Raw genomic sequence first — 17,551 nt, 5'->3', positions numbered from 1 at the left:
AAAGCACCGGCCGAAACGAAAACGGCCCCCGCCCGTTGGGGCGAGGGCCGTGATTTCCGGTGCGCCGTCCTACGATTTCGGCTTGGGATCGCGCCCCAGCAGCCGGGCGAACTCGGCTTCGATCGCATCGACCGAGAACGGATCGATCTGCACCGGCTTGGCCGGGGCTTCGGATTCGACCGGCTTCACGTCGGACTTGGCCTCGGCGGGGCCAGCTTCCACAGGCTTTGCCACGGCAGGCTTGACGTCAGCGGGCTCGACGTCAGCGGGCTTGGCGTCCGCAGATTTGGGCTCGTCCGATTTCGGCCCTTCGGCAATCTTCGCCTCGGGCTCCTTGGCAGGTGCGTCGGCCTCGATCAGCGCCGCGAGCTTGCCCTCGATTGCCTCGGCGATGCGATCCTCGATCTTGCCCTTCGGCTCATCCTTCGGCGGCGCGACGGGCGCCGGCTCGGGCGGCTTGACCGGAGCGGGAACTGGAGCAGGACGCGGCTCGATCACCGCCCTCGGCGGCACCTGAACGGCGGGCGAAGGCGGCGCGACGGGCGAAGGCGCCTTGATGGCGACCGGCTCCGGCTTCAGGCCGAGCGCCATTTCGAGCTCCGCCGCGACATCGGCGGGGACGCCGACCGGGCGGCCGAACACCGGCGGCGCCATCGCTGCGGTCGGCACCGGCGCGACGATGGCGGGCTTCGGCTCCTCGACCTTGACCGCCGGGGCGGGCTGCGGCTTCGGAGCCTCCGGCACCGGGGCCGGAGCAGGCGCCGGTTCGGCCGGCTGGCTGGAGGGACGCACCGCCGAGAACGGGCGCTTCAGCGCTTCTTCGAGCTGACGCGCCATGTCGTCGAGCTCGCCGGCGCTGGCGCTCGGCGCCGGGGTCGGCATGGCGCGGGTGAAGTTCGGGGCCGCGGTCACCACGGCCGCGGCAGCGGGAACCGCGATCGTCGCGGCGACGGGTGTCGACGGCAGCGGCTCGCTTCGCGGCGAGGCCGGGCGATGCGGCAGCGGCGGCAACTGCTCCGGCACGGGCGCGCTCTGCGGCAGCGGCGCGACCGGGAGCGGCGGCGGGACGCGGCGCGTGTCTTCGGCGGGTTCGGAGCGCAGCGATTCCGGCGGGATCGTCGTGTCCATCGCCAGCGGCCGCTCGGATAGGGCGAATTCGGACTGCGCGGGCGCAGCGACCCGGCTGCCGCCACGCACGATGTTGCTCTCGATCACCACGTCGGAGGCGCCGCCGATCATCACGAGATGCTCGACATTGTCGCGCCGGATCAACACGAGCTGCCGCTGCCGGTCGAGGTCGTGGATGTCGACCACGCCGAGGCGCGGCTGGCGAGCGCGGCCTCCGCCCTGCCCCCTTGCCCTGAGGCGCCCGCCGGTGATGCGTCGCAGGAAGAAAGCGAACAGCGTGACCAGGACGAGGACGATGGCGAAGGCGATGATCCAGCGCAGGCCGGTCGAGAGTTCGTAGCCAAACAAATTCTGCGGCAAGGGTAACCTCACGAGCGACGACGGCAGCCCTGGGCGGCCATTCTTTCCGCTCAAGGTTCAACACGTTGGCTATAGCACAGCGCCCGCATTTTCGTGAAACAGGGTGAATGCTTGGTTAATTTATTTGCCCAAAGGCACGGCACTTAACCCAACGTTAACCACGTACCCGGCAATAATTTCCCAGTGAACCAGGGATTGGCGGCGGCCCAAGGCGTCGTGGCCAGCCCGGTCGAATGGGATAAAAGCCATGGCTGACAATGCTTTGGGCACCGGCGGCAACCTCATGCAGGCGCTCAAGACGCGCATGCAATGGCACCAGACCCGGCAGAAACTGCTGGCCGAGAATGTCGCCAACGCCGATTCGCCCGGATTTCGCCCGCTCGACCTCAAGGCGCCGCAGTTCAGCCGCGACGGCGGCGGCGTCTCCGGCGTGAGTCTCGCCCAGACCAGCGCCGGCCATATGGGCCCAGCCGGGCAGCGCAGCGGCTTCGACAGCAACAAGGCCCAGCGCTTCGAGGTCACGCCCAACGGCAACGGCGTCAATCTCGAGGACGAGATGATGAAGGTCGCCCAGAACCAGGCCGATTATCAGCTCGCCGCCTCGCTCTACAGCAAGGGGCTCGGGCTGATGAAGATCGCCATCGGCAAGGGCCGGTAGGAGGGCTGACGCGCCATGGATCTGTTCAAGAGCATCGCCGTGGCAGCCTCCGGCCTGCGCAGCCAGTCGGGCCGCATGCGGGTCATCGCCGAGAACCTCGCCAACGCCGATTCGGGGCCGGAGCGCGCCGGCGCGGAGCCCTATCGCCGCAAGATCCCGACCTTCCAGCGCCACATGGACCGCGAGCTCGACGCCCAGGTCGTCGATCTCGGCCGCGTCCAGCGCGACCAAGCCCCGTTCCGCACGAAATTCGACCCCGGCCACCCCGCCGCCAACGCCGCCGGCCAGGTCCAGATGCCGAACGTCAACTCGCTGGTCGAGACCATGGACATGCGCGAGGCCCAGCGCAGCTACGAGGCCAACCTCAACCTGATCACGTCGACGCGCCGGATGATCCAGCGCACCATCGACATCCTGCGCGCCTGAACCCCAAAGCATTTTCAAGCGAAGTGGGAACCGGTTCGCGTGAAGAAAATGCGTCGCTAGAAACGGAGCTTCCTGAGCCATGGCCACGCCCAGCTTCGCCGCCGGCGCCTATGCGTCCATCCAGGGGATGGGCGCGGGGAGCCTCGCCCGCAAGCCCGCCACCTTCACGACGGCGACCGATAATGGCCCGGATTTCGGCGCCATGGTCGGCAAGGCACTGGAAGCCACCGCCGACGCCGGCCGCAAGGCCGACAGCCAGGCCGCGAACGTCGTCTCCGGCCGCTCCGACATCGTCGACGTCGTCACCGCGGTGGCCGAGAGCGAAGCCGCGATCGAGACGCTCGTCGCAGTGCGCGACCGCGTCATCGCAGCCTACGAAGAAATCATGCGGATGCCGGTCTGACGGCCGAGCCTACAGGATAAGATCATGACCTCCGGAGCCATCCTCGACGTCGCCCGCGACGGCATCGTCGTCTTCCTCAAGGCCGGCGGGCCCTTGATGATGGTCGCGCTCATCGTCGGCCTCGCCGTCTCGCTGGTGCAGGCGCTGACGCAGATCCAGGAGCAGACCCTGATCTACGTGCCGAAGATCATCGCCGTCTTTGCCGCGTTGATGTTGTTTCTGCCGTTCATGGGCGACGCCCTGGCAGGCTATATGGGACGAGTCGCGCTCCGAATCGCCACGGGCGAATGATTCTGCCGCTGACCTGCCCGGCCGCACCCTGCGGCCTGCCGGCGCGGCATTCCCTCCGGCGGAGAGGATCTAGGTCGGAGCATGATGTCGCCCGGAAACCGCTTCGCACGTTTCGGCATCGGGCTCTGAACGGCACGATGCAGATCGCGATCCTGCCAGAGATCAGCTCGATCTTCGTGCTCGTCTTCGCACGCGTCGGCACGCTGGTCATGCTGATGCCGGGCATCGGCGAGCGCTTCATCTTCTCCCGCGCCCGGCTCTCGCTCGCCTTCTTCCTGGCGCTGATGCTGGTGCCGATGGCGCGTAACGTGATCGCGACGCCGACCGACGTTCCCGGCATGGTCGGCCTCCTGATCAGCGAGGTCCTGATCGGCCTCTCGCTCGGCTTCTGCGTGCGCCTGGTCATGGCCTGCCTGCAGACCGCGGGCGTCATCGTCGCCCAGACCATGGGGCTGGGCTTCGCCATGACGGTCGATCCGACCGGCGGCCTGCAGAACCCCTCGATCGGCAACCTGCTCACCATGCTCGGCACGACGCTGATCTTGGTCACCGACCTGCACCACATCGCCATCGCCGCGATCTACCGCAGCTACGAGCTGCTGCCGCCCGGCGGCTTCCCCGAGATCACCGACATCCTGGCGCTGGCGATCAAGGCGACGGCGCAGGGCTTCTCGCTCGCCGTGCAGATCTCGGCGCCCTTCATCGTCTTCGGCCTGCTGTTCAATCTCGGCCTCGGCGTGTTGGCGCGGCTGATGCCGCAGCTCCAGGTCTTCTTTCTCGCCGTGCCGGCCTCGATCCTCGGCGGCATGCTCGTCCTCCTCGCGGTCGTCGGCGTGATGATGGGCGTCTTCCTCGACGATCTCGGCGACTTCCTGCGCCAGCTTACAGGCAATTGAGGGAGCGCCCGTGTCAGAGGAAGCCGACAACGAGGACAGGACAGAGGAGCCGACACAGCGAAAGCTGGACCAGGCGATCGAGAAGGGCGACGTCGCCCGCTCCACCGAGATCGGCACCTTCTTCGTGCTTTGCGGCTTCACCCTGGCGCTGCTCGTCGCCGCCGGCTGGTCCTCGCAGAGCCTTGCGCTCTCGCTGCGCTCCTTCCTGATGAACGCGCATCAGGTGCCCTCCAGCGGCGAGGCCTTCTTCAATGTCACCAAGCAGGGCGTCATGACCGGCTTCGCCGCGCTCGGCCTGCCCTTCGCCTTCATCCTCTGCGCCGCGCTCGCCGGCGCCCTGATCCAGCACAAGCCGCTCTGGACCGTCGAGCCGATGATGCCGAAATTCGACCGCATCTCGCCGATGGCCGGCGCGAAGCGGCTGTTCGGCAAGGAGGCCTGGTTCAACTTCGCCAAGGGCCTCGCCAAGATCCTGCTGGTCGGCGCCGTCGTCTCGATCACGCTCTGGAACGAGCACGACCGGCTCGAGAGCCTGGCGCAGATGAACGTCGCGGCGCTGCTGCCGGCGACGCTGGCGCTGACCCTCAAGCTGATGGCGAGCGCGCTCGCGCTCTTCGCCGTGATCGCGGTCGGCGACTTCGCCTACCAGCGCTTCACCTGGTACCAGCGCCAGCGCATGACGAAGCAGGAATTGAAGGACGAGTACAAGAACTCCGAAGGCAATCCCGAGGTGAAGGCGAAGCTGCGCCAGATCCGGGCCCAGCGCGTCAGGAAGCGCATGATGGCGGCGGTGCCGAAGGCGACCGTGATCATCACCAACCCGACCCACTTCGCCGTCGCCTTGCAATACGAGCCCGGCATGGGCGCCCCGCTCTGCCTCGCCAAGGGCGTCGACGCGATGGCGCTGAAGATCCGCGAAGTCGCCGGCGAGCACAGCGTGCCGATCATCGAAAACCCGCCTTTGGCGCGCGCGCTCTATGCCACCGTCCAGATCGACGAAGAAATTCCTGTCGAACACTATCAGGCAGTGGCCGAAGTCATCGGATACGTCTTGCGCCTGAAGCGGCGCCGCGCCTAACTCGTCTGTCCCTCGTTCGGGGACAGGCGGGTCGCGCGAGCCCTCGATGCGACGTCAAGGAATGGACCAGACCGCAATGAGCGGAAGCACGGCGACAACGGCGATCGACCGCTCCGACAAGCCCGGGCATATCGGCGTGATCCTGCTCGTCGCCGGCCTCCTCGTCGGGGCTGCGATCGCGCTCGGCTTCATCGCCAACGAATGGGCGCAGCCGCTCATCCTCGGCCTGCTCGCCCTGCTCTCGGTGATCGGCGTCTTCGGCCTCTTCGCCTTCGCCATCGGCCTCGTGCAGTTCTCCGGCCGGGCCGCCCGCAACGACCTGACCAAGACGCTGGTCGACAGCGCCGAGGACGGCGTCGTCGTCACCGAGGGCGAGAACCGCATCGTCTACGCCAACGAGGCCTATCTCGCACTCGCCGGCGCACGCAGCGCGGGCGACATCCGCCCGGTCGAGCGGCTCTTCACCGGCCGCGCCGAGGTTTCCGAAGCGATCTATCGCCTCGCCACCGCCGCCCGCGAAGGCCGTCGGCTGGTCGAGGAGATCCGGCTCGAACCGGCCCTGAACGATGGCGGCACCGTCGGCTGGTATCGCGTGCGCGTCGCCCCCGTCCGCCGCGACGGCCGCCCGGCCATGCAATGGACCGTCTCGGACGTGACGCCGGAGCGCGAGCGCCAGGAGAACGCCTTCCAGGAGCTCCAGCACGCGATCGACTATCTCGACCACGCGCCCGCCGGCTTCCTCTCGATCGACGCCGATGGCGAGGTCTCCTACCTCAACGCCACGCTCTCGGGCTGGCTCGACTACGACCTCGCCCGCTTCGGCTCGGGCGGCCTGCACCTCGACGACATCGCCACCGCTAATGCCGGCGCCCTGATCCAGGCCATTCGCGGCCAGGCCGGCGATGTCCGCATCGAGGTGCTGGACGTCGACCTGAAGCGCCGCAACGGCCAGCCCCTTCCGGTCCGCCTGCACCACCAGGTCGCCTTCGGCAGCGACGGCCGCGCCGGCCCCTCACGCACCCTCGTGCTCAACCGCGCCGCCGGCGAGGCGGGCTCGGACGGCAGCAGCGAGGCAGAGGTGCGCTTCGCGCGCTTCTTCCACTCGACGCCGATGGCGATCGCCACGGTCGACCGCAACGGCGCCGTGCTGCGTTCGAACGCCGCCTTCGCCCGCCTGACCCAGCAAGGCGCCCAGCCCGCGACGATCCAGGATCTGGTCGCGCCCGGCAGCGGGCTCGCCGCGGCGCTCGCGGCGGTGATGGAGGGTTCGGGCGACGCGGTGCCGCTCGACGTCTCACTCGCAGGCGAAGAGGGCCGCTCGGCCCGGCTCTACCTCACGCCCGTTGCCGCCACGGAGGATGCCGATGGCGAGCGCGCCATCGTCTACGCGCTAGAGACCACGGCCGAGCGCAAGCTCAAGGACAATATCGACCAGGCCCAGAAGATGCAGGCGGTCGGCCAGCTCGCCGGCGGCATCGCGCACGACTTCAACAACGTGCTGCAGGTCATCATCAACGCCTCGGAGTTCCTGCTCGCCAGCCACAGGCCGACCGACCCGTCCTTCCCGGACATCATGCAGATCAAGCAGAACGCCTATAGGGCGGCCGCGCTGGTCCGGCAGTTGCTGGCCTTCTCGCGCCGGCAGACCCTGCGCCCGCAGGTGCTGGAGCTCGGCGACGTGCTCTCCGACCTCTCGCTGATGCTGAAGCGGGTCGTCGCCGACAAGGTCGCGCTCGATGTCCGGCAGGGCCGCGACCTCTGGCCGGTGAAGGCCGATCTCGGCCAGCTCGAGCAGGTCATCGTCAACCTCGCGGTCAACGCCCGCGACGCGATGCCCGATGGCGGCAAGCTCGCGGTGCGCACCCGCAACGTCTCGGCCGAGGAATGCGCGGGCCTGGGCCAGCAGGCGCTGCCGCCGGCCGACTACGTGCTGCTCGAGGTCGAGGATAGCGGCACCGGCATCCCGGCCGAGCATCTCGACAAGATCTTCGAGCCCTTCTTCACCACCAAGGAGGTCGGCAAGGGCACCGGCCTCGGCCTCTCCATGGTCTACGGCATCGTCAAGCAGACCGGCGGCTTCGTCTTCGTCGACTCGACCATCGGCCAGGGCACGACCTTCCGCATCTTCCTGCCGCGCCACGTCCCGACGGAGGAGGAGATCGCAGCGGACATCGCCGCCAAGGAGGCGCCGAAAAAGGCCGCAGCCGACCATACCGGCGCCGGCATCATCCTGCTGGTCGAGGACGAGGACGCGGTGCGCGCCCTCAACGCCCGCATGCTGGTCTCGCGCGGCTACACCGTCCACGAGGCGGCCTCCGGCGTCGAGGCGCTCGACATCTTCCTGAAGCATGACGGCAAGATCGACCTCGTCGTCTCCGACGTGGTCATGCCCGAGATGGACGGCCCGACCCTGCTCGGCGAGTTGCGCCAGCGCAACCCGGCGACGCGGGTGGTCTTCGTCTCCGGCTATGCCGAGGAGGCCTTCCGCAAGAACCTGCCCGAGGGCGAGGATTTCCACTTCCTGCCGAAGCCGTTCACGATGAAGCAGCTGGTGGAGACGGTGAAGGCGGCGATGGCTTGAGCCGCAGGCTCAATCCCGCCCGAGCAATATCCGGTCGATCCGCCCCAACCCCTGCTTCAGCCGCTCCAGGCTCGGCTCGGCCCCGAGGCTCAGCCGCAACGCCTGAATACCACCCGCCGTAGTCGCCGCCAGATCCTGCGACGGCATCACGGTGAGCCCGCGCTCCCTCGCATAGGTCGCGAACTCGTCGCCGCGCCAGGGCTGCGGCAGGCTGAGCCAGACATGCAGGCCGTCATCGCGCGAGGCCAGCGCATGCCGCCGCAGCACGCGCCGCGCCAGATCGATCCGCTCCCGCCCGGCTGCGCGGCGCTTGGCGATCAGCCGCGTCGCGGTGCCGTCCTTGACCCAGCGCGAGGCCAGGCTCGCCAGCATCGGCGAGGGCATCCAGGTGCTGACCCGGATGGCGTTGCGCAGCCGCTCGGCGATCAAGGGCGGTGCCGAGATGTACCCGATGCGCAGGCCGGGCAGCACCGCCTTGGAGAAGCTCGTGACATAGCAGACGGCATCGGGCGCCAGCGCCGCCAGCGGCTTCGGCGGCACACCCAGCAGCGGCGCATAGACCTCGTCTTCGACGATCATGATGCCCGAGCGCAGCGCGAAAGCGGCGAGCCGCTCGCGACGCTCCGGCGAAAGATCGGTCAGCGTCGGATTGTGCAGGGTCGGGTTGAGCACGGCGACGCGCGCGCCGGTCTCGGTCGCGATGCGCTCGAAGGCGTCGATCTTCATGCCGTCGCGGTCCATCGGCACGCCGATGAGCTTCAGCCCCATCATCCGCGCGCAGCTTATCAGCCCGGGCGAGGTCAGCTCCTCGCAGAGCACGCTCTCGCCCGCCTTGGCCAGAGCCAGCAGGCAGGCGAAGACGCCGTTGATCGCACCCGAGGTCAGCAGGATGCCGTCGTGCCGGGCGGGAACGCCGAGCCCCTCCAGCCAGAGTGCCGCCGGCGAGATGTCGTCATTGGCGGCGCCGCGCGCCACGTACTCGAACAGCCGCTCGCCGACGTCGTAGCGCGCCATGTCCTGGCAGAGCTGGACGACGTCCTCGGACGGATCGAGCGGCATCGGGAAGTTCGAGGCGAAGTCGATGCTGACCTGGTTCTCGCCCGACGGCCACGGAATGCGCGCGGCATCGCCGGCCCGCACATAAGTGCCTCGCCCGGTCTCGCCATTGACCAGCCCGAGCTCGAAGGCGAGCTTGTACGCTTTGGTCACGCTCGACAGGTTGAGCGAGAGCGCTCGCGCCAGGTCGCGCTGCGGCGGCAGCTTGTCGCCGGTGGCGAGGCGGCCGCGCGCGACATCCTGCGCAATGGCCTCCGCGATGGCGCGATAGACCGGCCGGCCGGGGTCAAGTTCTGGAATCCACATGCTGGCGTCGGGCGCATTCGTTTCAAGCGTGATTGTCTGCCATACAATCAACTTGCCGGGCCAGCCAGCGTCATTGCATCGTCACCTGACGAAAAGGCAGGGCTATGCAGACGATCGGACTGCTTGGCGGCATGAGCTGGGAAAGCTCGGCCGTCTACTACAAGCTCATCAACGAGGGCGTGCGCGCCAGGTTGGGCGGGCTGCATTCGGCCAAGGTCGTGCTCTGGTCGGCCGAGTTTCAGGATGTCGCGGCCAAGCAGGCGGCCGGCGACTGGCAGGCGCTGCTGCGGATCATGATCGAGGGCGCGACCGCCCTCGAACGCGCCGGCGCCGACATGCTGCTGATCTGCACCAACACCATGCACAAGCTCGCCGACGAGGTCGCTGCGGCGATCTCGATCCCGATCGTGCACATCGCCGACATCGCCGCCGCCGCGATCAAGCTGACGCCGAGTCGCCGGCCTCTGCTGCTGGCCACGCGCTTCACCATGGAAGAGCCGTTCTATCGCGGCCGCATGCTCGACAGGCACGGGTTCGACCTTGTCAGGCCCGAGCCCGAGGACGAGCGCGCCGTCCACGACATCATCTATCGCGAGCTCTGCCAGGGCGTGGTCGAGCCCGGCTCGAAGGCGCGCTGCCTGGAGATCATCGCCTCGGCACGCCTGCGCGGCGCCGATGGCGTCATCCTCGGCTGCACCGAGCTCGACCTCTTGCTCTCGCAGGCCGATAGCGACCTGCCTGTCTTCGACACGACAGCGCTCCATGCAGCGGCTGCCGTAGAACTGTCTCTTGCCGGGTATCCGGCTGCCTCACTGACGAGAACCGCCTGATGCACGGCACCTCCCCCATCGCGCTCGGCCAGGCCATCCGCCATGAATGGGCGCTCGACTGGTCCAAGCTGACCGTCAACCACGGCGCCTTCGGCGCGACCCCGAAAGTCGTGCTGGCGGCCCAGACCGCCTGGCGCGACAAGATGGAGGAGCAGCCGAGCTTCTTCATGCGCGGCATCCTGCCCAAGGCGCTGCGTGCCAGCGCCGAGGCCTTGGCCGCCTTCCTCAACGCCGAGGGCCAGGACGTCAGCTTCGTCGACAACGCCACGACCGGCTGCAACGCCGTGCTGCGCTCGCTCGACCTCAAGCCCGGCGACGAGATCCTGCTGCACGGCCAGGCCTATGGCGCCGTCGCCAACACCGCCCGCTACGTCGCCGAGCGCAGCGGCGCCCGCGTCGTCATCGCCGAGCTGCCCTTCCCCGAGACCAACCTGACGGGCTTCGCCGGCCGCTTTGCGGCAGGGCTGACGGCGCGCACGCGCATCGCGATCATCGACCACGTCACCTCGCCGAGCGCGCTGGTGCTTCCCGTCGCCGAGATCGCCCGCGCCTGCCGCGAGGCCGGCGTGCCGCTGCTGGTCGACGGCGCCCACGGACCCGGCCAGGTCGAGCTCAACCTCAAGGCCATCGACGCCGACTACTATGTCGGCAATTGCCATAAATGGCTGGCGGCGCCGAAGGGCTGCGCCTTCCTCTGGACCCGCCGCGACCGTCAGGCCGGCCTGCACCCGACCACGATCTCGCACGGCTTCCAGGGCGGCTACCTCACCGAGTTCGACTGGACCGGCACGCGCGACGCCACCCCCCAGCTCGCCATCGAGGCGGCGCTCGCCTTCCATGAGCGCCTCGGCGGCAAGGCGCTGCGCCAGCGCAACATCGACCTCGCCCGCCAGGCCGGCGAGCTGCTGGCCGAGCGCCTCGGCAGCACCTACGGCAATGCCGGGCACGGATCGGCCATGGCCATGGTCCGGCTGCCGATCGAGACCGGCCCCTTCACCAAGGACCGCGCCACCGCGCTGCGCGGCCGCCTCCTCGACGAATACGCCACCGATGCGCCGCTCCACGCGCATCCGAGTGGCATCTGGGTGCGCGTCTCCGCCCATGCCTACAACGAGATCGGCGACTACGAGATGCTCGCCGAAATCTGCCGCAAACTCGTCAAAACGATCTGAACGAAGAGGGGATTGCCATGCTCAGGAAGACCGCCATCGGCAGCGCCATAATTGGCGCCGTTTTTGCCATCACCGCCGGAAGCGCTTCGGCCCAGGCGCTCTACGGCACGCTGAAGAAGATCAAGGACAGCGGCACGATCATCATCGGCCATAACGAGGATTCGCCGCCCTTCGCCTATTTCGGCGCCGACGGCAAACCCCAAGGCTACTCCATCGACATCTGCAACAAGATCGCCGATGCGGTGAAGGCCGAGCTGAAGATGGACAGCCTCACGGTCAAGTACCAGGCCGTGAACGGCCAGACCCGCACGCCGCTGCTGGTCAACGGCACGGTCGATCTGGTCTGCGCCACCACGACCAACACCTTCTCGCGCCAGGCCCAGGTCGACTTCCTCAACACCATGTTCGTCACCGGCAACCGCCTGCTGGTGAAGAAGAACAGCGGCATCAAGGAGATCGAGGACCTCAAGGGCAAGGTCGTCTCGGCCAACCAGGGCACGACCAACGAGAAGGTGCTGAACGAGCTCAACCAGAAGCTCAACCTCGGCATCAAGGTGCTCTCGACCAAGGACCAGCCGCAGGGCTGGATCGCGCTCGAGACCGACCGCACCGACGCGCACATGACCGACGAGGTCGTCGAGTACGGCCTGATCGCCAAGTCGAAGAACCCTGCCGACTACGCCGTCGTCGGCCGCCTGCTCTCCTTCGACCCCTATGCGGTCGTCATCCGCCGCGACGATTCCGCCTTCCGCTCGCTCGGCAACAAGGTGCTCGCCAACCTCTACCGCAACGGCGAGTGGGAGCAGATCTACACCAAGTGGATGTCGACCATCGGCCAGCCGCTCAGCCCCGACCTGAAGCTGCTGATGTCGATGCAGAACTATCCAGATTGATGATCGATATCGCCGAAGGATGAAGCAACCCGGCCACATCATAGGGCGTCATCCCGGCCGGAGCGCAGCGTAGCGCCGGGATCCATCGTAGAGCGCCGGAGCCCTATGATGGATCCCGGATCGGCGCCGCTAAAGCGGCTTGTCCGGGATGACGGCGAGAGATGGGTTCGCCCATCAAGACTCCGATAGCGTTTCCAACCGAGCGCACTCCGCTCCAACGGCCCGAAGCAAAGCGCATGCGCTATAACTGGAACTGGTCGGTGCTGTTCGCCGACCCCTATATCGGCTGGATCCTGACCGGGCTCGGCTGGACCGTGCTCGTCTCGCTCATGGCCTGGATCATCGGGCTCGCGCTCGGCTCTGTGATCGGCACGATGCGCACCCTGCCCTCGCCGGTCGCTCGCGCCATCGGCGCGACTTATGTCGAGATCTTCCGCAACGTCCCGCTGCTGGTGCAGATCTTCCTGTTCTACTTCGTCCTGCCCGAGCTGCTGCCGCGCGACTGGGGCCGCTGGTTGAAGCGCGACCTGCCCCACCCCGAATTCACCATGGCGGTGATCAGCCTCGGGCTCTACACCGCCTGCCGCGTCGCCGAGCAGGTCCGCGCCGGCATCGGCGCCGCCGGGCGCGGCCAGGCCAGCGCCGGCCTCGCCACCGGGCTGACCCTGACCCAGGTCTACCGCCTGATCCTGCTGCCCCTCGCCTTCCGTCTGACGGTCCCGGCGCTGACCAACGAGTTCCTCAACGTCTTCAAGAACTCCTCGCTGGCGCTGACCATCGGCGTGCTCGAACTCACCGCCCGCACCCGCGCCGTCGCCGACTATACCTACCAGTCGATCGAGGCCTTCGCCGCGGCGAGCCTGATCTACGCCTCGATCAGCTTCCTCATCGCCTTCCTGATGCGCCGCGTCGAGGCGCGCGCCCGCCTGCCGGGCACGCTCGGGACGGGAGCGCGCTGATGGGCGCCTTCGATTTCAAGGTCATCGTCAACGCCCTGCCGCTGCTCTGGGAGGGCATGCAGGTCACGCTGCTCCTGACCGCGCTCGGCATCATCGGCGGCCTGACGCTTGGCGTCGTGCTCGCGGTGATGCGCCTGTCGCGCTCGCGGGTCCTGGGCTTCATCGCCGGCGCCTATGTCGACCTGCTGCGCTCGCTGCCGTTGGTACTGCTGATCTTCTGGTTCTACTTCCTGGTGCCGATCGCGGTCGGCCACCCCGTCGGCGGCTTCTACTCGGCGGTGATCGGCTTCATCCTGTTCGAAGCAGCCTATTTCTGCGAGATCATCCGCTCCGGCATCGAGGGCGTGCGCCGCGGCCAGGTCATGGCCGGGCTCGCCAGCGGCCTGACCCAGGCGCAATGCATGCGGCTCGTCGTGCTGCCCCAGGCCGTCCGGGCGATGACGCCGGTGCTGCTGATGCAGTCGATCAACGTCTTCAAGAGCACGTCGCTGGTCTATGTCATCGGCCTGCGCGACTTCCTCACCGCGGCCGACCTGATAGGCGGCCGCGATAACCGGCTGACCGAGATGTACATCCTCGTCGCCGTCGTGTTTTTCGTCATTTGCTGGACCGCCTCGCAGGCAGTCGGCCTGCTGGAGCGAAGGATGTCCTCCCGGTGATCACCCTCGAACATGTCAGCAAGTGGTACGGGTCGACCCATGTGCTCGACGATTGCTCGACCAGGATCGAGAAGGGCGAGGTCGTCGTCGTCTGCGGTCCGTCTGGCTCGGGCAAGAGCACGCTGATCAAATGCGTCAACGGGCTCGAGCCCTTCCAGAAGGGCGCGATCACGGTCGACGGCATCTCGGTCGGCGATCCCAGGACCAACCTGCCGAAGCTGCGCTCGCGCATCGGCATGGTCTTCCAGTCCTTCGAACTTTATCCGCATATGAGCGTGACCGAGAATATCTGCCTCGCCCAGCGCCATGTCCTGAAGCGCAGCGAGGACGTCGCCCGGGCGCGGGCGCTCGAACTGCTCGACCGCGTCGGCCTGCGCAGCCACGCCGACCGCTTCCCCGCCACGCTCTCAGGCGGTCAGCAGCAGCGCGTCGCCATTGCGCGCGCGCTCGCCCTCGACCCGATCGCGATGCTCTTCGACGAGCCGACCTCGGCGCTCGATCCGGAGATGATCAACGAGGTGCTCGACGTCATGACCGAGCTCGCCAAGGAAGGCATGACCATGATCGTGGTCACGCACGAGATGGGCTTCGCGCGGCGCGTCGCCGACCGCGTGCTCTTCATGGATGCCGGCGCCATCGTCGAGGACGCCAAGACGGCCGCCTTCTTCGACAAGCCGGAGAGCGAGCGGGCCGTGCGCTTCCTGTCGAAGATCCTGCATCACTGACATCGCGCGCCGCCGCTCTCCGACCTCCCAAGACAAGAGGCTCAGGCAGCAACGGGCTGTCCTGAGCGCGAGCGTCGGATCGCCCACAGGGTCAGCACGATCCCGAGGATCGCCGGTAGGGTCACGGCCGGAAAGTCGCGGGGCAGGACCGAGGGCGAGCAGATGCCGACCGCGACCTCCCAGAAATGGAACAGCGCGTGTGCGCTGAGCCAGGCCGTGGCGGCCGCCCAGAGCCCGATGCGGCGCTCGGGCACGAGCATCCCGAGGACGAAGGCGACGCCGAGGAAGAGCTGGATCATCCCGATGTCGCGGATGAAATGCTGGTTGAAGAAGCCGGTATCGGTCACGCCCGGCACGAGCTCATACCAGGTCAGCGGATCGATCAGCATGAACAGCCCGTTCGCCGAGAGAAACACCCCGTTGAACCCCGCCATTGCGACGACCGCCGCCGCAATGGCCCGATTATTGTCGATGGTCATGGTTCATGCCCTCCCGCCTTGGGATGAGTGGCTGTCTGGGGTCGGCGGCGCGCTTAGGCGCGCGCCACGGATGCGTTGAGCCAGTCGGCGAAGCGGGTCTGTCCCAGGCGCGACGGCCCCATCGGCCTCAGCGACTTGTCGTTCAGCTCGGTGCCGAAATAGCGGGCCCGCGTGTCGGCGATGACCTCGCGCTTGTCGCCCTTGAAGGTGAGGTACTGCCGGCCGATCGCGTCCATCGGGATCGGCTCGGGGCCGGCCACCTCGACGGTACCGTTCAGCGGCGCGCCGAGCGCGAGATCGGCCAGCTCGGCGGCGACGTCGTTGGCGGCGATGGGCTGGAACAGCGCCGGCGACAGGCGGAAGACCTCGCCATCCGCGCTCGACTGGACGATGGCGTTGACGAACTCGAAGAACTGCGTCGCCTGCAGGATCGTATAGGGGATCCCCGAGGCCTTGATCAGGTTCTCCTGGGCGAGCTTGGCGCGGAGATAGCCGCTATCGGGATTGCGCTCGGTGCCGACGACCGAGAGCGCGACGTGATGCCCGACGCCGGCGGCGGCTTCCGCGGCCAGCAGGTTGCGGCCGGCGGTCTGGAAGAACTCCAGCACGGCCTTGTCTTCGAACGAAGGCGAATTCGCCACGTCGACCACGACCTGAGCTCCTGAAAGCGCTTCGGCCAGCCCTTCGCGGGTGATGGTGTTGACGCCCGTATTGGGCGCCGCCGCGAGCACGTCATGGCCCTTCTCGCGCAGCCTGTTGACGACATTCGTCCCGATGAGTCCGGTCCCGCCGATGACCACGATCTTCATGTCTGTCTCCCTCGTCTGAAAGTCGATCGCGACGACCGCGATCTGATGGGAGGAGGATGCCTGCGAGCCGATCGGAAGACCTTGCGGAGGGCTTGGATCGAGCTTGAATTTCCCTTGGTTATTCATCCAAGCCGGCCGCTATTCGGTGCCCAAAGCGGCCCGGCATGCTATCAACCGCCCGCCCCCGACTGACCGGGTGATGGAGCGCCGACGTGCAATTCCTGTTCGCAGGCTATGTGCTCGACCCCGGCCGGCGCGAGCTGCAGCGGGGCACTGAGGTCATCGCGATCGGGCCGCAGGTTTTCGACCTCCTGACCTATCTGATCGAGAACCGCGAGCGCGTCGTCAGCAAGGACGACCTGCTCGACGCGGTCTGGGCCGGGCGGATCGTCTCCGAATCGACGCTGACCAGCCATATCAACGCAGTCCGCAAGGCTATCGGCGACAGCGGCGGGGAACAGCGGCTGCTCAAGACGATCGCGCGCAAGGGCTTCCGCTTCGTTGCCGAGGTCAGGGAAGCGCCGGCATCGGATGGCGCCCGCAACCCGGCGACCGAGCCGGCCCCACCGGGCGAGACGGCGGCACCGGCGCTGGCCCTGCCCGACAAGCCCTCCATTGCCGTCCTGCCGTTTCAGAACATGAGCGGCGACCCGGAGCAGGACTACTTCGCCGACGGCGTGGTCGAGGACATCATCACGGCCCTGTCGCGCCTGCGCTGGCTGTTCGTCATCGCGCGCAATTCGAGCTTCACCTATCGCGGCGGGCCGGTGGACGTGAAGCAGGTCGGCCGCGAGCTCGGCGTCGGCTACGTGCTGGAGGGCAGCGTGCGCAAGGCGGCGAACCGCGTGCGCATCACCGGGCAGCTGATCGATGCGGCGACCGGCGCGCATCTCTGGGCCGAGCGTTTCGAGGGCACGCTCGACGACATCTTCGCGCTGCAGGACCAGGTCGCGGCCAGCGTCGTCGGCGCGATGGCGCCGCAGTTGGAGCGCGCCGAGATCGAACGCGCGCAACGAACACCGACGACGAGCCTCAGCGCCTATGACTGCTACCTGCGCGGCATCGCCCATGTGCACCAGGGCAGCAGGGAGGCCATCGACGCGGCCCTGCCGCTATTTGCTCAGGCGATCGCGCTCGATCCGGACTTCGCCTCGGCCTACGGGATGGCGGCGTGGTGCCATGTCTGGCGCAAGGTCAACGGCTGGATGACCGACCGCGCCCGGGAGACAGCCGAGGGCGCGCGCCTGGCCCGCCGGGCCGTCGAGCTCGGCCGGGACGACGCGGTCGCGCTGACCAGGGGCGGTCACGCGCTCGGCCACCTCGCCGACGATCTCGACGCCGGCATCGCCTTGCTCGACAGGGCGATCGTGCTCAACCCGAACCTGGCGGCGGCCTGGTTCCTCGGCGGCTATCTCAGGGTCTGGCACGGCGAGGCCGACGCCGCCATCGGGCATTTCGCCCGCGCCATGCGCCTGAGCCCACTGGACCCCGAAACCTATCGCATGCAGGCGGGAATGGCGGTGGCGCACCTGTTCGCGGGGCGCTTCGACGACGCCTCGTCATGGGCGGAGAAGGCCTTCCGGAACCTGCCGAGCTTCGTGATGGTGGGCTGCATCATCGCGGCGAGCCATGCGCTGGCCGGCCGGATGGAGCCGGCGCGCCGGGCGGCGGAGCATCTGCGCCGGCTCGCTCCCGCTCTGCGCGTCTCCAACATCAAGGATTGGCTCCCGATCCACCGGCCGGAGGATTTCGCGATATTCGCCGATGGCCTGCGGAAGGCGGGACTGCCGGAATGACGGCCGGATCGCCAACGCGAGCACCGCCATCTGTCCCGTGACGGGG

At 68.0% G+C, this 17,551-nt stretch carries 18 protein-coding genes; 14 read left to right on the top strand and 4 right to left on the bottom strand.

Annotated features, from left to right (window positions below; all coding sequences use genetic code 11):
- Positions 1-69 precede the first annotated feature (69 nt).
- Positions 70-1,488: a flagellar biosynthetic protein FliO gene (locus DWF00_RS09925; RefSeq protein WP_114827417.1), complete on the bottom strand. Its 1,419-nt coding sequence runs from the start codon at positions 1,486-1,488 to the stop codon at positions 70-72.
- 247 nt (positions 1,489-1,735) lie between these two features.
- Here DWF00_RS09925 and flgB point away from each other — a divergent pair, with 247 nt between their 5' ends.
- From flgB to cckA, 7 genes are all read left to right on the top strand, one after another.
- Entirely contained in the window at positions 1,736-2,146 is a 411-nt protein-coding gene (gene flgB / locus DWF00_RS09920; RefSeq protein ID WP_114827416.1) for a flagellar basal body rod protein FlgB, read from the top strand.
- Between the two features lie 15 nt (positions 2,147-2,161).
- Entirely contained in the window at positions 2,162-2,572 is a 411-nt protein-coding gene (gene flgC, locus DWF00_RS09915; protein WP_114827415.1) for a flagellar basal body rod protein FlgC, read from the top strand.
- Positions 2,573-2,651: 79 nt separating this feature from the next.
- Positions 2,652-2,975 carry a flagellar hook-basal body complex protein FliE gene (fliE, locus tag DWF00_RS09910; protein WP_114827414.1) on the top strand — a complete coding sequence of 108 codons (324 nt, stop codon included), beginning with the start codon at positions 2,652-2,654 and terminating at the stop codon, positions 2,973-2,975.
- Between the two features lie 24 nt (positions 2,976-2,999).
- Entirely contained in the window at positions 3,000-3,266 is a 267-nt protein-coding gene (fliQ, locus tag DWF00_RS09905; protein ID WP_114827413.1) for a flagellar biosynthesis protein FliQ, read from the top strand.
- Between the two features lie 137 nt (positions 3,267-3,403).
- Positions 3,404-4,162 carry a flagellar biosynthetic protein FliR gene (gene fliR, locus DWF00_RS09900; protein ID WP_114827412.1) on the top strand — a complete coding sequence of 253 codons (759 nt, stop codon included), beginning with the start codon at positions 3,404-3,406 and terminating at the stop codon, positions 4,160-4,162.
- A gap of 10 nt (positions 4,163-4,172) precedes the next feature.
- On the top strand, positions 4,173-5,240 hold the full coding sequence (gene flhB / locus DWF00_RS09895; protein WP_114827411.1) for a flagellar biosynthesis protein FlhB: 1,068 nt from the start codon (positions 4,173-4,175) through the stop codon (positions 5,238-5,240).
- A gap of 61 nt (positions 5,241-5,301) precedes the next feature.
- Positions 5,302-7,821: a cell cycle histidine kinase CckA gene (gene cckA / locus DWF00_RS09890; RefSeq protein WP_425453081.1), complete on the top strand. Its 2,520-nt coding sequence runs from the start codon at positions 5,302-5,304 to the stop codon at positions 7,819-7,821.
- Positions 7,822-7,830: 9 nt separating this feature from the next.
- On the opposite strand, the gene DWF00_RS09885 is transcribed toward cckA, so the two are convergent.
- Entirely contained in the window at positions 7,831-9,183 is a 1,353-nt protein-coding gene (locus tag DWF00_RS09885) for an aminotransferase-like domain-containing protein (protein WP_114827410.1), read from the bottom strand.
- Positions 9,184-9,287: 104 nt separating this feature from the next.
- Between DWF00_RS09885 and DWF00_RS09880 the strand changes: the two genes are divergently transcribed.
- The 6 genes from DWF00_RS09880 to DWF00_RS09855 all read left to right on the top strand — a co-directional run bounded on the left by DWF00_RS09880 (position 9,288) and on the right by DWF00_RS09855 (position 14,421).
- Complete coding sequence (locus DWF00_RS09880; RefSeq protein ID WP_114827409.1) at positions 9,288-10,013, top strand: aspartate/glutamate racemase family protein; 726 nt, start codon at positions 9,288-9,290, stop codon at positions 10,011-10,013.
- A complete protein-coding gene (locus tag DWF00_RS09875; protein ID WP_114827408.1) occupies positions 10,013-11,185 on the top strand; it encodes an aminotransferase class V-fold PLP-dependent enzyme in 1,173 nt (390 codons plus the stop codon). Before DWF00_RS09880 ends, DWF00_RS09875 begins: the two co-directional genes overlap by 1 nt.
- 17 nt (positions 11,186-11,202) lie before the next feature.
- Positions 11,203-12,078, top strand: a complete 876-nt coding sequence (locus DWF00_RS09870) for an amino acid ABC transporter substrate-binding protein (protein ID WP_114827407.1) — start codon at positions 11,203-11,205, stop codon at positions 12,076-12,078.
- A gap of 236 nt (positions 12,079-12,314) precedes the next feature.
- The gene (locus tag DWF00_RS09865) at positions 12,315-13,037 is read left to right on the top strand and encodes an amino acid ABC transporter permease (RefSeq protein WP_114827406.1); all 723 of its coding nucleotides are present in this window, start codon (positions 12,315-12,317) and stop codon (positions 13,035-13,037) included.
- Positions 13,034-13,696 (top strand): amino acid ABC transporter permease, encoded by a 663-nt coding sequence (locus DWF00_RS09860; RefSeq protein ID WP_210207846.1) that lies wholly within the window; start codon positions 13,034-13,036, stop codon positions 13,694-13,696. The genes DWF00_RS09865 and DWF00_RS09860 overlap by 4 nt, the downstream gene beginning before the upstream one ends.
- Positions 13,693-14,421 (top strand): amino acid ABC transporter ATP-binding protein, encoded by a 729-nt coding sequence (locus DWF00_RS09855; protein WP_114827404.1) that lies wholly within the window; start codon positions 13,693-13,695, stop codon positions 14,419-14,421. The genes DWF00_RS09860 and DWF00_RS09855 overlap by 4 nt, the downstream gene beginning before the upstream one ends.
- A 41-nt stretch (positions 14,422-14,462) precedes the next feature.
- On the opposite strand, the gene DWF00_RS09850 is transcribed toward DWF00_RS09855, so the two are convergent.
- Together DWF00_RS09850 and DWF00_RS09845 are read right to left on the bottom strand one after the other, a co-directional pair.
- Positions 14,463-14,900, bottom strand: coding sequence for a hypothetical protein (locus DWF00_RS09850; protein ID WP_114827403.1), 438 nt, complete (start codon positions 14,898-14,900; stop codon positions 14,463-14,465).
- 53 nt (positions 14,901-14,953) lie between these two features.
- Positions 14,954-15,709 (bottom strand): SDR family oxidoreductase, encoded by a 756-nt coding sequence (locus DWF00_RS09845; protein ID WP_114827992.1) that lies wholly within the window; start codon positions 15,707-15,709, stop codon positions 14,954-14,956.
- Positions 15,710-15,921: 212 nt separating this feature from the next.
- On the opposite strand from DWF00_RS09845, the gene DWF00_RS09840 reads away from it, so the two are divergent.
- The gene (locus tag DWF00_RS09840; RefSeq protein ID WP_114827402.1) at positions 15,922-17,505 is read left to right on the top strand and encodes a winged helix-turn-helix domain-containing tetratricopeptide repeat protein; all 1,584 of its coding nucleotides are present in this window, start codon (positions 15,922-15,924) and stop codon (positions 17,503-17,505) included.
- Positions 17,506-17,551 lie beyond the last annotated feature (46 nt).

It is taken from the genome of Allobosea caraganae, assembly GCF_003351345.1.
GTDB classification, from domain to species: domain Bacteria; phylum Pseudomonadota; class Alphaproteobacteria; order Rhizobiales; family Beijerinckiaceae; genus Allobosea; species Allobosea caraganae.
The sequence above is the reverse complement of the archived record's forward strand: the minus strand, read 5'-3'. Positions and strand labels throughout refer to the sequence as shown.

Coding starts and splice junctions, on each gene's coding strand:
- cckA (WP_425453081.1), top strand. CDS start 5,302: ATGGACCAGACCGCAATGAGCGGAAGCACGGCGACAACGGCGATCGAC.
- DWF00_RS09865 (WP_114827406.1), top strand. CDS start 12,315: ATGCGCTATAACTGGAACTGGTCGGTGCTGTTCGCCGACCCCTATATC.
- fliR (WP_114827412.1), top strand. CDS start 3,404: ATGCAGATCGCGATCCTGCCAGAGATCAGCTCGATCTTCGTGCTCGTC.
- fliE (WP_114827414.1), top strand. CDS start 2,652: ATGGCCACGCCCAGCTTCGCCGCCGGCGCCTATGCGTCCATCCAGGGG.
- DWF00_RS09870 (WP_114827407.1), top strand. CDS start 11,203: ATGCTCAGGAAGACCGCCATCGGCAGCGCCATAATTGGCGCCGTTTTT.
- DWF00_RS09845 (WP_114827992.1), bottom strand. CDS start 15,709: ATGAAGATCGTGGTCATCGGCGGGACCGGACTCATCGGGACGAATGTC.
- DWF00_RS09880 (WP_114827409.1), top strand. CDS start 9,288: ATGCAGACGATCGGACTGCTTGGCGGCATGAGCTGGGAAAGCTCGGCC.
- flgC (WP_114827415.1), top strand. CDS start 2,162: ATGGATCTGTTCAAGAGCATCGCCGTGGCAGCCTCCGGCCTGCGCAGC.
- flgB (WP_114827416.1), top strand. CDS start 1,736: ATGGCTGACAATGCTTTGGGCACCGGCGGCAACCTCATGCAGGCGCTC.
- DWF00_RS09885 (WP_114827410.1), bottom strand. CDS start 9,183: ATGTGGATTCCAGAACTTGACCCCGGCCGGCCGGTCTATCGCGCCATC.
- fliQ (WP_114827413.1), top strand. CDS start 3,000: ATGACCTCCGGAGCCATCCTCGACGTCGCCCGCGACGGCATCGTCGTC.
- DWF00_RS09850 (WP_114827403.1), bottom strand. CDS start 14,900: ATGACCATCGACAATAATCGGGCCATTGCGGCGGCGGTCGTCGCAATG.
- DWF00_RS09875 (WP_114827408.1), top strand. CDS start 10,013: ATGCACGGCACCTCCCCCATCGCGCTCGGCCAGGCCATCCGCCATGAA.